The following is a 14255-nucleotide window of genomic DNA, read 5'->3' on the forward strand; positions in this document are numbered from 1 at the left end:
AGAACGTGGCTCTCCGTAACGAGCCAGGAAGGGCGAAATCGTCAATCCAGTTGGGCAACCGGGGTATCCCAGCCATCTTCATCAATCAGCTGCCAGCTGACTTTCCCGCTCGCGGTGGCGGGCAGGGTGTAAGACTGCTTGCCGAAAGGCGGTACCATCAGGCGCAGAGCCGGTTTGTCCAACGCCACATTCCCCACCGCCAGGCGGGAGAAGGTGAGCCAGTAGGGGGTCGGGTTGGTTGCTGTCAGTTGGTCGCCTGCCCGGCTGAAGGTCAGCTTCGGGGCCATGTCTGCCACGGCGCGTTTCACCAATCCCGCCGGGCGGTAAAACAGTTTGATATTACTCACGACCGTCATCACCATCTGCTCACCGTCGGGCTGCTGGGTGGGCAGCGCCTTCATGGAGATAAAAAACACCGACTCGCGGTCGTTAGGCAGCGGCATATCGTTGCGGCGGATACGCAACGCCAGTTCACCGTTCGCTTCCAGGCGAGCCAGCGGCGGCGTGACAATAAATGGCATCACCGGGGTGCCATGCCAGCTCAGATCGACATCCCCGGTGGCTGGATCGACCGGGCGGATCCATGACTGCATCAGATACGGTGCCGGGCTTTTGTTGTAGGCGGTCAGCGTTACGCCCTGTTTTTCGCCCTCCGGATAAATCACCCGCAGCACGTAAAAGGATATCCCCGGCGAGACGTTGTCCTGTGCCAGGCCCATTTTGTTGACCAACAGGCATAGGCCCATCAGAAGATAAATCGGGTATTTCATGGTGTGGTCTCCGTGGAGGCTGAGCCTGTCTGCTGGCAGGACTGGGAGAGCCCGCCAAAGTCGGTGAGCGTCTGCCAGGCCACCTTATTCACCGGCCCGTTAACGGCCAGGGTGATACTGCTGTGCGGAGGCACCATCGCCGGTTGTTGGTCTAGCGCCACGGTATGCCCGTCAACGGCCAGCATCCCCAGGGTCTGAAAATAGCCGGTGGGATTGATGACCCGCACGCCGTGCGCTTCACGCTTGAACGTCAGCAGGCAAGGGGTGTTGTCCGCGGGTAACGCCAACCCTTGCGGGCGATAAAACAGCTTGATCACGAAACGTATCCCTACCGACAGCCGATCGGCCGCCGTTACGGGTTCAGCCTGTGCAGGAATGGCCGAGATAGAGAGATAAAACAGCGACTCCTGGTCGGTGGGCAGCGTGGCACCCTGCGGCAATAGCCGTAGCAGTTGGCGGCTATTGCCTTGCAGCGAGAACAGCGGTGGCGTAACGATAAACGGCGCAGGGGTCGTATCGTCCAGGCCGTTTTGTACTCGGGCCTGGACCAGATAAGCCTGTTGCCCGCTATTGCTGACGGTGAGGGTTTGCGCTTTATCCGCGGCAGAAAAAATAACGCGTGTCTGTCCCAGGCTGATGCCGCCGCTCCCGGCCTGTGCAGACAGGCTGAAAGTGAGCAGCAGGCTTGATAGCACCTGATGAAATCGCTGTGTCATCGGGCCCTCACTGATAGAGAAACGTAAACATCAGCGTGGCCGTCACGTCACCGGTCGCGACTGCGGCACACCCGGTGCTGCCGCCACAACTGGCACCGGCATAAAAGGTGAACGTCTGGTTGATCGGTATCTGTCCGGGGTTCGCCAGTGAAATCACGCTGTTGTTTTTGACTTCGGGCTGGCTGTAATTTGGCACGGAGGCACTCTGGATCACCAAGATCCCGGTATTCGCCGCCGATCCGGCATTGCGAAACAGCCATTTACTGTCTTGGGTGGTACCGGTGCCCGCGATAGTCACGACAGGCTTGAGGCTGCCGCCCGCAGTACCGGTGCAGTCCTGCACGGACAGGGTAAAGGGCTGTGGAGCAACCAGCTGGTTTGGACGCAACTGGGATTTAGCGATGACACCCAAAGGCAGCGTGCTTTTATCCAGGCTGAGCGTGCAGGTGCCATTGGTCAGCACGGCGGAGAAATCCAGCGTCACGGCCTGCACCGGGGCGGATACCGCTCCACCGCCTGCCAGCACGACAGCCAGCACGGTCTTAAGGTAACGTTGCGCTGAACGCATCGGTGCCTCCGGTATCATTAATGGTCTGCCACTGCACTCGCTTGCCGGTTGCCAACGGCGTTTTAACCGGCCAGATATGGTTGCCGAAAGGGGGGATCATGAGTGCAGCCGGCGTGTCCAAGGCCAGTTGTTGCCCATCTACCTTCAAGTCGGCCAGGCTGACAAAATAGGGAGAGGGATTGGTCACCTTCAGCCCCCCAGCCACGCGGGAGAACTGCAACTCTTTTTGGGCGGCGGCAGAGGAGCCGCCCAGGCTCGCAGGCCGATAGAACAGCTTGATAATGTTGCCCACACCGAAACGCAGTTGGGCTTGCACGTCATTACGCTGCTGAGCCGGATCCCTTTGCGTACTGGCCGGGATCGCGGTGGCATGCAAATAAAACACCGACTCCCGATCGCCGGGTAGCGGCTGGCCGGTAAAGGCGATACGTAACTGATTGGTGCTTTGAGGTTCCAGGCGGAACAGCGGCGGCGTCACGGTGAACGGGGCAGCGGTCTGTGCATCCTGCTTACTGCTGATCGCGGCTTGCACCAGATAAGGCTTATCGCTGAGGGTATTACGGACGGTTACGTTGATACTGCCGGCCCCTTCCGGGTAAATCAGGCGGGTGGCATTAATGCCAAACCCGGCGGACCAGCCAGCCAACGGCGCACCCAGCAGGGCCACTAGCAGCGAAAACAGGGAGATCAAGCGTGTCATATTGCGGCTCCTGAAAAGGCGGGCCATCGGCCCGCTGGAACACATCAGTTGTAGGCAAAGCTGAACAGGATTGGGGCGCTAACCATACCGATATCTGGCGTGAGAGACGTAGAGGCCAAACCAGCCTGCAGGCTCAAGGATTTCGCGTTGAAATCGCCTGCTTCCGGGGTCTCACCTGCTTTGGCTACCAATAATTTTTGGCCGGCGGTAATGTAGGTGGTTGGTGAGGTCACTTCACTTAACATGACGCCGGTATTGGTGCCGGTGCTGTTAAAGATGTTCGGGTTACCCCCCAGCGTCTGGCCGCTTACAATCAGGCTTGCCTGATCGCCTGCTGCTGCAGGGGTTTCACAGTTGTTCAGACCCACGGTGAAGGTTTTCACACTGCTGGCAACCGGGGTTGCCACAGCGGTGAAGGCAGACTTGGAATAGTTACCCAGGTCCAGGCTAGCGTTGGAGAGAGAAACGTCGCAGGTCGCTGCCACAACGTTGGCGGTAATGGTCATCTGGGCGTTAGATGCGGCCTGAGCCACGCCAGATCCTGCCAACAGAGCTGCAACAACCGGGGCCAGAGTAAAAATAGACTTACGCATAATGAATTCCTTATTTACGTATTAAAAAAGTGAATAAAATCATTTCGTAGCGGATTATTAGCCACGAGCCATCATTTATCTGAACAGTCCGAGCAGACAAAGCACCTTCAATAAGATCATCACTACTGATGCCGTCAGTTTTTTTAAGACGTGAGCAAAGCATCCTGATGCTATTTCCATGCGTTTTTTAAGCCAAGACTATGCCCTAATGGATTGAGAGAGGTTGGCTATCCATCAAGCATGAAAGACTTGTTGTGCTGCTGTCTTTCTATCACGGGATACACAGTTTGGCTGAGCTGGAAATGGAGGGTTTTCCGCACTCTATAATTATCTAAATCGAAAACAAAATCTTTCATTTTGATTTTTTATTCAGATTAATCTCTCGGTGGTAATGATATATGTTTAGGATACTTCCCGGCTGATCATTGAGGCCGGGATTATTACGGCCAACCTTATTTTTTTAAAGTTTTTTTTGATGAATAAAGAGATTTTGCAATAATTGCCTTGTCAGGTGGTTTTTATGGCTAAATTGCGAGTTATTATCGTATGTATCATTATGTTTCCGGCATATTATATCGCAAATTTAATTTAACCAGATTTAAAACTCGTTATTGCGCCGTTTATGAATGCTTTCATCCGATGTGGTATTAAATACACTCAGAAAGCCAAGCAAAGGGGACCTGCATGCCGTTTGCCGCTTTGATCAGTGGGCTTTGGCCTGTAACACGGGCTTATTCATCATGAAAGCTCGTAAGAGAAAAGGTTTAACCTAATGAAATATAAGAAACATAATGCAGCCTTCGACAAGGTTCTGACGGCGTTGCAGGTGTTGAGCCGTGTTGATTGCTGCCCTCCCGATACATTGCCACCTAGAGATAAATGGCCCAAGACCCGGGATATTGCCGATTACTGTGATACCAACATTTATGTATCCCGCTACTACCTGATGAAACTGGTAAAGAAAAAGAAGGCGCATGTCTCATCGGTTCCAGACCAAAAGAGCTTACGCTGGTGTATTGCAACACCGACCAGGGGTGGGGATTTATCCCAATGATGTATCACATAATCAACGGTGTCATTTAAAAAGAATCAGGCTGTTAAGGTGTCAATATGAACTCACGCATCGCTATTGCTCTGTGGGGCAAAAATTTCTATTTCTTACAAGGTATTCGCCACCTTTTTGAACGGTACTTTTATCTCCGGGGAGTATCCCCTCTATTTGTCCATGCAGATTGCAATGATATTATTCATCTGAAAGTTGCGGGTCTGATTGTCAGGAGCAACGCCAGCTGGAGGGGAGATGGATATCAACGGTACCAAATCCTCATACGGAAAAAAAATACAGAAGGGGTTACCTATCAACAGGGAGAAATCGGCCTGAATGATAAACCCGAGGCGGTGATGCAACTGCTGGATAGGCTGTTCGACGTGCAGCTCAATAATAATGCCCCCTGCGTACCCGACTACGAAAAGATCACTCGGCGAGAGCGAGAGGTCTTGCAGGCGATAGCGGCAGGCTTATCGCCCACACAGATAGCCAGAAAGTTGCAGATCAGCACCAAGACCGTCAGCGCCCATAAGCAGGCATCCATGCGAAAATTGGGATTCCAGCGCAGTCACGATCTGTACCACTGGTTGTGGCAAGGTAGCCCGGATATCTCGAGGGATACTGTGGGAGAGGATGCTACGCCAAGGGCGAAAGGTTGAATGAAAGCACTCATGGTTGTTTTTTAAGGGGTACAGATGTGGGCCTTCCTTTCCTCCCATAACCCAGTGCGAGGTGGGCCACACCCCGCACACACCAAAGCTTAGTTCTCCACCAACTGCACCACCACGAGCCTGCCGCCTTCCTCGGTGGAGAGCACAAACTGAACCCCATCGTTCAGCGCCAGCTTGTCACCGATCGCCACCGGAGTTTTATCCGGCAAGGAGAGCAACCCGCTGATGCCTTCATTCACCAGCCACCACTGATCGTTATGGAATACGAAATAGCCCACGCGTTTTTTCTGCGCGTCCGGCGTGCGTTCGTTGGGGGCGATCAGGCGGTTAACGTGCCAGGCATAAATCGATTGGCCGCTCCATACCATCAGGCGATGATCGTCGGGGCGGAAGCTCCCGGCTTTACGCGAGGAGTAAAGGTTCAGGATCGGCAGCTTACCCTTGAACGGCGTACCACAATACGGGCAGGCTGGGCGGTTTTTACCGGAAAACACGTACCATTTCTGTTCGCAGGCAGCGTTTTGACACGGTTGGATCAGATCGACCGTTTTTACCAAAGCCGTTTCCCACTCATCCGCCGTTGGCCGCCTGGTGGGTTCGTGCAGACCCTCGATAAACGCCCTTTCAAACAACGGCGTCAGGTAGGGTCCCATAATGGTGTAGGGCACTTTCTGCGGATCGGCCCAAGGTAGCGAAGAAGGGCTGACCTGGTTGAGTTTGACCGCGTTGCTGTGGTCCGTCGGGTGTTCAATAAACAGCGCCTTTTCACCCATGGCCAGCGATTCATCGCGCATCTCATCGTCCATGTCATGGATCTTGCCGCCGCGCAGCGGGTGACGGAAGAACAGGTACATGTAGATAAGGACGGATAATGCATGCCTGTCGGTGGCAATGCTTGGCAGAATGCGCTGCGGATCTTCCTTCGGCAGGTGGCTGGTTTTCACCACTTCCGGGGCAATAAAGTCCGGCGTGCCGACCACGTCTGGGGGATATTTGCCTGGCACCACTAGCCCATCGACGTCAATGATACAGGCGTGGCCCTGTTCGGGGTCGATCAGCACGTTTTTATAGCTCAGATCGCTATGGCACAGGCCAGCGGCGTGCATACGCCGGACGGCCCGGGTCAGCAGCAGGCACACCTTCAGGTAATTCAGGGTGTTGCCGCGTTCACGCGGATCCAGGAACTTGTTCTGGTTATTGGCGCTGGCAAACCATTTGCCTTCCTTCTCGCGGCCTTTAATCCCCAGGAAGTCGTTATTCTTGGAGCCGTACTTAAAAAAGAAGTGGCTCTGGTAGGTGGGCACCACGATGCCGATTTTGCCGTCGTGTTCCACTATGCTGGTGGGCCAACAAAACAGCCCTTGCCAGTAATCCCCACCGGCTTGTTCAAAGATGTTCTGCCGGTAGCGGCCAGTGATCATCTCGATGCGCTCTTTCGCCTGCTCGTTCTGCGGCTTTTTATAGAACGCCACCACGTATGACTTATCCGGCGAAAAGTAGACGTCTTTCATCGAGCCGGAGCCGATGATCTCATCGACGTACTGGATGGTTTCGCCATCCTTGGTGGTACAGGTAACAATATTTGCCATTTCACTCACCCGCTATGTAGTCCAATCCATTCACCACGCCACGATTAGGGTCCGATCGTCGTGATTGCCCGGGGAGAAGAAGTTCAGCCATTCGGCCAGCCGCTCTGCGGGCTGCGCAGGGTCGCTCAGGCAGGGTGTCAGCTCCGCGATCAGATCGTCCCACTTCTGGCTATTTTGCAGGCCATTATCCGTTTCAAACCGGGGATCGGAGACTCCGTCCGTCATCAGTACCAGATGAGAGACCTCGGTCCATTTACCGATGCTGATGCGCTTACTGAAGTTCGTATCGTTCACGGCATCTGCATCCAGGAAGCGCGTTTGGCCCGCATACTCACCGCTGTCTGGCGTGCCCAGTACGCGCACTTTGCCCACCGGCCCGTAGGCCGCAATGGCACCGTCACCCAACCAGAAAGAGGCGGCGAACAGCTCGGCCCCGGTACGCAAGGAAACGGTGACCAGCAGCGTGGTCGAATAGGATTTGGCGCTCTCTTCGGCCCGGATGGATTCATTACTGATATTGTTGACGGCCATGATCGCGGCCTGGCGGAATAGGCGATTAAACGCCTCCCAGACTATACGCTGATCGTCAGTTCCCCAGTTTTCAACGCAGGCTTTGAGTTCCAGCCCTTTGTCGCTATTCAACAGGGTAGTCAGGTAGTCGCCCACGGTTTGAGTCGCGATACGCGAACCCTCGCGCGAGTTTTTAGCGCTACCGGCTCCGTCGGCCACCAGCATGACGTTCCAGCCGGTATCGCTATTGCTGGCGATGTAGAAGTCATCATCCCGGAAGGTGCCCGCATGCTCGTGTGAACGCCCTCTGCGGCTGGCCGCCACGATGTTCACACCAGGCCTTTGGATCTGCTGATGGGCGACATGCGGTTTGAAATAGCGCGAATCGGCAGGCGGCTCGAGGATTTTCCACAGGCTGCGCGGGTCGGGGTTAACGATAAAGGGCACTTGGGTGGTGCATTGCGGCGCAGCAGGGCAAGACCAGGTAACCGTGATGTCAAAGTCGCCGCTTTCGGTGGCGGTTCCTGCCAGTGAATAGGTCGCCTGATCAAAGGTGATGCCGATATCTTTGGAGAACGTGACGGCCAGCACTTCGGCAGTCGTTCCATCATCCAGCACGATATCGATTTCAGAGTGGAAGGGGACGCCGGTACGAGCATTAGCCACGTTGATTTTTGCCTGCGGCTGATTGTTCTGCGGCGTGCTAATCGGGGTAGCGGTGCCGGACGGGATCTGGCCTGGCTTCAGGTTTTCTTTGGCGGTTTCTTCAGGCAATGTGGTATCTCCTTGCACTTCCAGCGGCTCAAACGGTGCTTTCTGCCCGTCGTCTGGTGTTGGCAGAACTGCGGTTTCTGGGGCGACAACAGGGATGTCATCGCTCTTGGTGAGGACCACTTTAGGCTCGTCGGCCAAGGTATCGTCATTGGCAACCAACGGCGAAGCTTCTGTTGTCTCAACCGCTACGGGGGTCTTGGCCGTCACTTTCGTGATGAGGTTGGTCAGCAAGGTGCCGATCTCATCATCGGCTTGCAGGCTGGCAAGCTGGGCGTCATCCGTTGTTGCGCCCGTTTCTGCCAGGATCAGCATGAGTACGTTCTGGCGCAGTTTCTCCACGTCTTGCATCAGCCTTTCCCTCGCGTCACGTCGAAATCAGAGTCGCCGCCGTTTTCCCTGAACGTCAGCCCCTTATCGCACCATGGGCAAATAACGTCATCGGGTCCGTTGACGCACAACAGCTTGCCGCAGGTACACATCGCAAAGGCGCTGGCATTGCCGCAGTACGGGCAACCCGGTACGCCGTGCAGTTCGCTGGTATTGACCTGAATGGCAGACGCCGATTCATCGCTCCAGGCAAAATAATCCTCATCGATCGGGAAGCAGCCGTTGAGGTTGAAGCCGTTGATATTGAGCTTGAAATCCAGCGAGGAGAGGTTGATGGCCGGGCGTTCGTATTTCATCAGATAAGGGCGGCGTGACTTGCTGCAACGGCCCGTCAGGGTGACGCAGTTTTCGTCGTAGGCTCTGGCAATATCGTCTTTGGCCAGCCGCACAATGTGATCGGTGTGGGTGAGCAACGGAGGTGCATCTTCCCCCACACTGCGGCTGTGCGCAGAGACAGAAGCGGTGATCCACTTAATGAACTGGGCGAAATCCCCTTCCTGGCTGTCGGTGAACAGCAAGACGTTGTCGGTCAACTGCCGCAGGATGTTCATATCTGCAGACGGGCCAAGGCCAATGGCGATCAGGTTGACCTTATTGGCGTAGTTTTCTTTCCAGCGCTTGATTTCGGGGGCGGTATCATCCGTTGGGCGGCCATCGGTGAGCAGGTACACCACTGGTTTCCAGTCGCCTTTGCGTTCCTGGGTGGTTTTTCTGACCTGTTGATCCAACTGACGGGTCAGTTCCCGCAATGCCGCGCCCAGGTTGGTGCCACCGCCGATCGGCAGGCGAGGGGGATAAAACGACACCACCTCCACCAGCGGTACGATGGTTTTTGCCACCCCAGCGAAAGCAATCACCGATATCCAGGCGGTCTCAAGCGCGTGGGGGTCTTTTTTCAGGTCGCTGACGATCCTTTGCAGGCCATCATTCATTTTCTTCAGGCTTTCCCCGATCATGGACTCTGAGCAGTCCAAGACCAGGAAGATGGGCAGTCTTCTCATGGTTAAAACCTCGTCAGGCGGATGCTTCTTGCAATGCGCGTCATGGGGCAATGAAAAAACAGGCAAAGCTCCGGGTAGAGGCTTTGCCTGTTGGCTACAGAACCAGCTGTATTTCCGGTGGTGGTGGCGGGAGGTTATCCTGCCCGGCGTTAACACCCGCACTGGAACTGCCTGACGCGACGCTGGCCGACACCCATTTGAAGAAGCCGGAAAAGGCCGTTGAATCCAGAGTTTCGAGGGCCACAACCTGAGAGGTCAGTTGCTTGAGGTGTTCATGCTTGGCCTTCGGCCCGACCGCACAGGCGATAATGGAGCCGAAGGAACGTTTTTTGACTTCTTTGATCGCCTCGCCATAGGTATAACTGTCTGACGGGGTGCCATCGGTCATCAGGAATACCAGTGGCCGCCAATCGCCTTTCTGATCGCCATCGGAGCGGTGGATATCCCGATCCACGCACTGGATCAGGCACTCAAGCGCGGCCCCGGTGAAGGTGCCACCTGCGCTGGGGACAACAATATCGGTGAACTGGAACTCTTCCAATGAGGTTAACGGGATAAACTCCCGGGCTTCGTTATCAAAGGTAATGATGGAGATGTGCACGCTTTCCAGCGCATACGGATCCTGGCGCAGCGCGCTCATCATTGATTGAATGCCCACGTTAACGGCGTGGATAGATTCCCCGCGCATCGACCCGGAGGTATCAATCAGCAGGTAAACGGGTAATCTTCTCATTGCAGGTAGTTCTTCAAGTGGGACACGAAGGAGTCGGACTCGGAAGGTTCGCCAATGGCGTTCAACTTCCAGCCGGTGCTTTCACGCACCAGCTCGGCAAACAGCATGGAACGCTGGCCATCAAAGGCGGCCCCGCCCGAAAGATCGAAACGCGCCATTTCCACGTTTTTGGCATCCACCGCACGGATAAAGGCGTTTTGTACCTTGCCGAAGTGCTGCTTCAGCTCCTGGCCGTTATAAATCTGCACGATGAAAACGATTTTTTCGTACTTGGGATCGAGGGAGTTCAACTGGGCGATAATCTGCTCGTCATCACCATCGCCCGCACCGGTGCGGTTATCGCCGGTCAGCCAGATGTGGCCAGACTTATGGCGCAGGCTGTTGAAGAAAATGATGTCCCCGTTAACCAGCGAAGGCCGGCCGTTTTCCACATCGCCCAGATCGGCGACTTTGCCTTGGGTATTACACAGGAAGGCGATGACGTCGAGATCATACTCCGGCTCTTTCTTGCCAAACAGACCACCCAGCAGGCCTTTCTTCTCTTCATTGATATCCCAGCCGAGCCCAATGGTGACTGAGGAAAGGTCGTGTTCGTTTTTACGCAGGCTGACGCTTTGTCCTTTACGCAAACTGACTGACATAAAATCTCCTTGAATATGTTTTATAGAACAACGTTAACTTCGGGTGGTGGTGGCGGTAAATCGTCCAGGCCAATGACTTCCTTTTTACCTGACTCGACTTTCTGGCTGCCGACGGAAATGCTGGCCGACACCCATTTAAAGAAGGCTTTGATCGAGGTGGAGTCCGCCGTATCCAGCTGGAGCACGATCTCGGTGATTTCCTGGAGTACTTTGGTTTCGGCGCTGTGGCCAGCGGCACAGGCAACGACCACGCCGGTTCTGGCGGCTTTAAAGTCGCTGACGCCTTTACGCCAATCATCCGTTGGTGAGCCATCGGTCATGATGAACACCAGCGGGCGCCAATCGCCTTTGGTCTCGGCGGTGGTTTTCTGCACTTCGTTGCTGATGCTGGTGGCGACCAAGGAGAGGGCCTCACCCAGTGCGGTGGTGCCGCTGGCCACCAGTTCTGGCAGCTTGAAGCTCAGCAGGTCGGTGAGGGGCACCGCTTGGCGTGCGGAAGAATCAAAGGTAATGACGGAAACATAGGCGGTTTCAAGGGCGTAGGGATCTTGTCGCAGGGTGGAGAGCAGCGTTTGCACTCCATTTTTGACCGCTTCAATGGGTTCGCCCGTCATGGAGCCCGAAGTATCAAGTAACAGATAGACCGGAAGTCTTCTCATCGTATTCCCTTATTGAGTGCCGAGTTTTACATAATAAGTGTTCTGGTCGTTATCTCAACAGAAATACCCACGTTTACAGGAGTGGATTTGTTTATTTTGCGATCGCTTTCTCCCCTCACCCCGACCCTCTCCCAAAGGGAGAGGGAGCCAGCGTGGCGTTATGGTCGGGTACTGGAATTGATCTGTAACAGAGCTGATGTAGAGGATGTCGTTGAGTTGTAGCACAGACAGTCCCCTTCATTTTGTATAGGAAGAGGGAGCTGCTAGCCCCTGCTCTTTTGGAAGTAAAGAGGAAACTCGATCGTCCCCTTATCCAAGGTGCGTTTCCGAGTTTTCAGACTTGCTCGATCGGTACCCTCTCCCTGTGGGAGAGGGTGAGGGTATTACGGCTTCTGCTTGCTGGCCTGAATGCTGCGCACCAGGTCGTCGATACAGCGCTCGACAACCATATCCACCGCTTCGCTGCGGGTCGTTTCCGTCACTCTGGATAAGCGATCGATTTTGCGTAGCACCGACATTTTTAATGACAGTGAAACGGCTTTCTTCTTCTCTTTATCCAGATAGACCCTGCTGACGGTCTCGCTGGTTTTCAGCTCCGAGTTAGCCGCCAGCGCATCTTGCATACGGCGAAACGTCTTCTTGTCTAAAAGCCCAGATACAGTCAGCTGATAGGAGTGAGTGGCCTTGCGGTACTTGATCTCCGCCTCGTAGGATTCTCTCAGTTCCTTAAGCACGCGTGTCAGGGTTGGCCCCGAGCAGTCTAACTCAGTGATGATCTTGTCTGCGGATACGGGTTTACCCGCACTGAGTAAAATGGCCAGCTTATAGATCCGTGCCTGTCGCGTATTGAGTTGCATGATTAATGACTGCCTGCGTTGATGCTAAACCGGTGGCTTTCCTGAGATGACTCGTTGGCAATTCCATATACCTGAGCACGCGCCAGGATTTCTGACGCCCAGCGGCGATGGGTTGCAGGTTCGCACATGGTTCCCTGCGATTTAAACACCGCCTGTGAGGAGTTGAGGATCCGCAGCGCATCGGTATGATCGTTTGCCTGCACCATCAACGCCTTTTCGATCTTGCCGATCTGATTCGGGTGGATCGCTGTCTTGCCGACCAGGCCATGGGCGATATCAAGTGCCAATTCCCTATCCATAATCTGATGATCGTCAATATGCTCGCAAACCGGTGCCGTCAGAGCGAAATCGCGTGGGGAAAATACGGCAACCAGCATTTTGATCACATAGCCCATTGGGCCGTCATACAGCGTCAGGTTGCGCGGCCTTCTGAGTGCCACCACGTTCATCAGATCGTTGCCACCGATACGCAGGGCGATGATGCGCCGATAGCACGGATGGTGATGCAGGGTATTGGCTAACTCACGCATTTGCACCACATCAAACACTTCTTCTGTCTCAAGCGTGGGCATCATGCACAGGTGCGAGTCCTGCATCATGTTCCACCAGTAAGGCAGCGAAGCCAGCGTGAATTTAGGCAGCACAAAGCCGTCCACTGCGCTGAAATCCATGCTCGCCAGCAGCTGTTTCCCCATTTCTTTATGACGAGGCCGTACGAATACCAGCGGCCAGTGATCATTGCCCTCTGCGGCCTTGGCTTTGGCCAAGGTTTGGGTCAGTTCGCGCAGGTTTTCCAGCGCCTGGGGAATATCTTCATCGCTGACCGCATCTTCCAGGCAGACGATCAGCGAGCGTAAACCGGCGATCTTGCTATTGAGGATCGTATCGGCGATATCCGTTCTGGTGGCGGGCATATAGAGTGAAGCACCCAGCCGCCAAGGGGAAAGTCGTTGGTTCATTAGAGCACCTTCTTGATAATTGTTACCGCACGGTACTGCCCGATCTCATCACCGACTTCGGTAATGGTCAGCCCCTTTTCGCGTGCCAGATAAACCAGCAGCGCGACGTCGGGATCGTCTACCGCACGGACCAAGACGTGATCCGGTACTCTGCGTAGCACAGCGCGCGTAGCCTCTGCGATCCCTGGTTTAATTCGGTTAATACTGGAAACCTGATATTTTTTGGCGAGGTGGTTAACCACCTTCTCACTTTGTTGTTTCAGGTAAGCCTTTCTCTCCGCATCCTGCGTGCAGGGCTCAAGCGTCTCAGTGTCCAGCGTCGCGCGATACTGTGCAACGGTATCCACCAGCACACGGCTGCATTCAAACTGGGCGAGATGATCGCATTGTACGCAGCCGTGCAGGCCTTCGCTTGACCAGATGGAGCGTGAGATCATGCCGGAAACCGGCGCGCCCATAATGCCAAACGGGATCAGCCAGTCGTCGTCGCTGGCGGCCAGCCACGAACACCCACACGGGTCAGCAAGCACCACCAGGCGGGGCTGGGCAGGATAGCCAGGCCGGTTGTTGAGGGAGCGGATCAGTTCGCCGGTAATGGCTCCCTTACCCGTCCAGCCATCGACAAAGACTATCCCTTCGGTGCCGTGACGCGCCTCGATCCAGTCGAGTGCCACCGAGTCGATGCCCCGGTCGCGGATGATGCTGATGCCGTAGTGATACGATTCTTTGCCCATGGCCCGCAGCGTTTGCTGGAGCATCACCCCCAGCGGAACACCGGCACGCACCAGGCTGGCCAGAACTATCGGCGTATCGCCGAACCGTTCAATCAGCGCAAGGGCCAGCATCGAGACTTCTTTTGCCAGGCGTCCTGCTCCCTGGTCGAGTGCGCGGGCAAACAGGTCGAGGTGTGAAGGGGTCGGCTCCGGTTCCTGGCTCAACATCTCCGAGTAGTGACGGGCACCGGACTGGATAAGCTGTTCTTTCTGATCGACCGGCGTCATTTCCATTTCTACCGGTTGCAGCAGAAAATGAACGTCCTCGGGCAGGTATGAGCCGGAAAAGGGCACAAAATCAGACAT

The 14255-nt window shown here is 55.1% G+C and carries 16 protein-coding genes; 2 read left to right on the forward strand and 14 right to left on the reverse strand.

Translation table 11 applies throughout. From position 1 onward, the window contains the following. Positions 1-41: 41 nt before the first annotated feature. Genes A6U95_RS03580 through A6U95_RS03600 form a run of 5 tightly spaced genes read right to left on the reverse strand, consistent with a single transcriptional unit; the run spans position 42 to position 3347 of the window. The gene (locus A6U95_RS03580) at positions 42-770 is read right to left on the reverse strand and encodes a molecular chaperone (protein WP_065683498.1); all 729 of its coding nucleotides are present in this window, start codon (positions 768-770) and stop codon (positions 42-44) included. Then, positions 767-1486: a molecular chaperone gene (locus tag A6U95_RS03585; RefSeq protein WP_065683499.1), complete on the reverse strand. Its 720-nt coding sequence runs from the start codon at positions 1484-1486 to the stop codon at positions 767-769. The genes A6U95_RS03580 and A6U95_RS03585 overlap by 4 nt, the downstream gene beginning before the upstream one ends. A 7-nt stretch (positions 1487-1493) precedes the next feature. Further along, complete coding sequence (locus tag A6U95_RS03590) at positions 1494-2054, reverse strand: fimbrial protein (RefSeq protein WP_065683500.1); 561 nt, start codon at positions 2052-2054, stop codon at positions 1494-1496. Then, positions 2029-2754: a molecular chaperone gene (locus A6U95_RS03595; RefSeq protein WP_065683501.1), complete on the reverse strand. Its 726-nt coding sequence runs from the start codon at positions 2752-2754 to the stop codon at positions 2029-2031. Before A6U95_RS03595 ends, A6U95_RS03590 begins: the two co-directional genes overlap by 26 nt. Positions 2755-2798: 44 nt before the next feature. Then, positions 2799-3347, reverse strand: coding sequence for a type 1 fimbrial protein (locus tag A6U95_RS03600; RefSeq protein ID WP_065683502.1), 549 nt, complete (start codon positions 3345-3347; stop codon positions 2799-2801). A gap of 772 nt (positions 3348-4119) precedes the next feature. On the opposite strand from A6U95_RS03600, the gene A6U95_RS29550 reads away from it, so the two are divergent. Then, a complete protein-coding gene (locus A6U95_RS29550; protein ID WP_083196308.1) occupies positions 4120-4401 on the forward strand; it encodes a FaeA/PapI family transcriptional regulator in 282 nt (93 codons plus the stop codon). 56 nt (positions 4402-4457) lie between these two features. Next, positions 4458-5054, forward strand: a complete 597-nt coding sequence (locus tag A6U95_RS03610; protein ID WP_065683504.1) for a LuxR C-terminal-related transcriptional regulator — start codon at positions 4458-4460, stop codon at positions 5052-5054. 101 nt (positions 5055-5155) lie between these two features. On the opposite strand, the gene A6U95_RS03615 is transcribed toward A6U95_RS03610, so the two are convergent. From A6U95_RS03615 to A6U95_RS03655, 9 genes are all read right to left on the reverse strand, one after another. Then, positions 5156-6655 (reverse strand): serine/threonine-protein kinase, encoded by a 1500-nt coding sequence (locus A6U95_RS03615; protein ID WP_065683505.1) that lies wholly within the window; start codon positions 6653-6655, stop codon positions 5156-5158. A gap of 30 nt (positions 6656-6685) precedes the next feature. Beyond that, positions 6686-8287, reverse strand: a complete 1602-nt coding sequence (locus A6U95_RS03620) for a PP2C family serine/threonine-protein phosphatase (RefSeq protein WP_065683506.1) — start codon at positions 8285-8287, stop codon at positions 6686-6688. Then, complete coding sequence (locus A6U95_RS03625) at positions 8287-9327, reverse strand: TerY-C metal binding domain-containing protein (RefSeq protein ID WP_065683507.1); 1041 nt, start codon at positions 9325-9327, stop codon at positions 8287-8289. The genes A6U95_RS03620 and A6U95_RS03625 overlap by 1 nt, the downstream gene beginning before the upstream one ends. A 94-nt stretch (positions 9328-9421) precedes the next feature. After that, entirely contained in the window at positions 9422-10060 is a 639-nt protein-coding gene (locus A6U95_RS03630) for a VWA domain-containing protein (RefSeq protein ID WP_065683508.1), read from the reverse strand. Beyond that, positions 10057-10701 (reverse strand): TerD family protein, encoded by a 645-nt coding sequence (locus A6U95_RS03635; RefSeq protein WP_065683509.1) that lies wholly within the window; start codon positions 10699-10701, stop codon positions 10057-10059. The genes A6U95_RS03630 and A6U95_RS03635 overlap by 4 nt, the downstream gene beginning before the upstream one ends. 20 nt (positions 10702-10721) lie before the next feature. Then, a complete protein-coding gene (locus A6U95_RS03640; RefSeq protein ID WP_021807361.1) occupies positions 10722-11360 on the reverse strand; it encodes a VWA domain-containing protein in 639 nt (212 codons plus the stop codon). Between the two features lie 383 nt (positions 11361-11743). After that, positions 11744-12217, reverse strand: coding sequence for an HTH domain-containing protein (locus tag A6U95_RS03645; RefSeq protein ID WP_065683510.1), 474 nt, complete (start codon positions 12215-12217; stop codon positions 11744-11746). A gap of 2 nt (positions 12218-12219) precedes the next feature. Next, positions 12220-13176 carry an HpcH/HpaI aldolase/citrate lyase family protein gene (locus tag A6U95_RS03650; RefSeq protein ID WP_065683511.1) on the reverse strand — a complete coding sequence of 319 codons (957 nt, stop codon included), beginning with the start codon at positions 13174-13176 and terminating at the stop codon, positions 12220-12222. After that, positions 13176-14255, reverse strand: a complete 1080-nt coding sequence (locus tag A6U95_RS03655; protein WP_065683512.1) for a cysteine protease StiP family protein — start codon at positions 14253-14255, stop codon at positions 13176-13178. The genes A6U95_RS03650 and A6U95_RS03655 overlap by 1 nt, the downstream gene beginning before the upstream one ends.

Source organism: Serratia sp. 14-2641 (genome assembly GCF_001692375.1).
In the GTDB taxonomy this organism is placed as follows: Bacteria; Pseudomonadota; Gammaproteobacteria; order Enterobacterales; family Enterobacteriaceae; genus Chania; species Chania fonticola_C.

What these genes read in the sequence shown, in the direction of transcription:
- A6U95_RS03580 (WP_065683498.1), bottom strand. Translation starts at nt 770, where the DNA reads ATGAAATACCCGATTTATCTTCTGATGGGCCTATGCCTGTTGGTCAAC.
- A6U95_RS03585 (WP_065683499.1), bottom strand. Translation starts at nt 1,486, where the DNA reads ATGACACAGCGATTTCATCAGGTGCTATCAAGCCTGCTGCTCACTTTC.
- A6U95_RS03590 (WP_065683500.1), bottom strand. Translation starts at nt 2,054, where the DNA reads ATGCGTTCAGCGCAACGTTACCTTAAGACCGTGCTGGCTGTCGTGCTG.
- A6U95_RS03595 (WP_065683501.1), bottom strand. Translation starts at nt 2,754, where the DNA reads ATGACACGCTTGATCTCCCTGTTTTCGCTGCTAGTGGCCCTGCTGGGT.
- A6U95_RS03600 (WP_065683502.1), bottom strand. Translation starts at nt 3,347, where the DNA reads ATGCGTAAGTCTATTTTTACTCTGGCCCCGGTTGTTGCAGCTCTGTTG.
- A6U95_RS29550 (WP_083196308.1), top strand. Translation starts at nt 4,120, where the DNA reads ATGAAATATAAGAAACATAATGCAGCCTTCGACAAGGTTCTGACGGCG.
- A6U95_RS03610 (WP_065683504.1), top strand. Translation starts at nt 4,458, where the DNA reads ATGAACTCACGCATCGCTATTGCTCTGTGGGGCAAAAATTTCTATTTC.
- A6U95_RS03615 (WP_065683505.1), bottom strand. Translation starts at nt 6,655, where the DNA reads ATGGCAAATATTGTTACCTGTACCACCAAGGATGGCGAAACCATCCAG.
- A6U95_RS03620 (WP_065683506.1), bottom strand. Translation starts at nt 8,287, where the DNA reads ATGCAAGACGTGGAGAAACTGCGCCAGAACGTACTCATGCTGATCCTG.
- A6U95_RS03625 (WP_065683507.1), bottom strand. Translation starts at nt 9,327, where the DNA reads ATGAGAAGACTGCCCATCTTCCTGGTCTTGGACTGCTCAGAGTCCATG.
- A6U95_RS03630 (WP_065683508.1), bottom strand. Translation starts at nt 10,060, where the DNA reads ATGAGAAGATTACCCGTTTACCTGCTGATTGATACCTCCGGGTCGATG.
- A6U95_RS03635 (WP_065683509.1), bottom strand. Translation starts at nt 10,701, where the DNA reads ATGTCAGTCAGTTTGCGTAAAGGACAAAGCGTCAGCCTGCGTAAAAAC.
- A6U95_RS03640 (WP_021807361.1), bottom strand. Translation starts at nt 11,360, where the DNA reads ATGAGAAGACTTCCGGTCTATCTGTTACTTGATACTTCGGGCTCCATG.
- A6U95_RS03645 (WP_065683510.1), bottom strand. Translation starts at nt 12,217, where the DNA reads ATGCAACTCAATACGCGACAGGCACGGATCTATAAGCTGGCCATTTTA.
- A6U95_RS03650 (WP_065683511.1), bottom strand. Translation starts at nt 13,176, where the DNA reads ATGAACCAACGACTTTCCCCTTGGCGGCTGGGTGCTTCACTCTATATG.
- A6U95_RS03655 (WP_065683512.1), bottom strand. Translation starts at nt 14,255, where the DNA reads ATGTCTGATTTTGTGCCCTTTTCCGGCTCATACCTGCCCGAGGACGTT.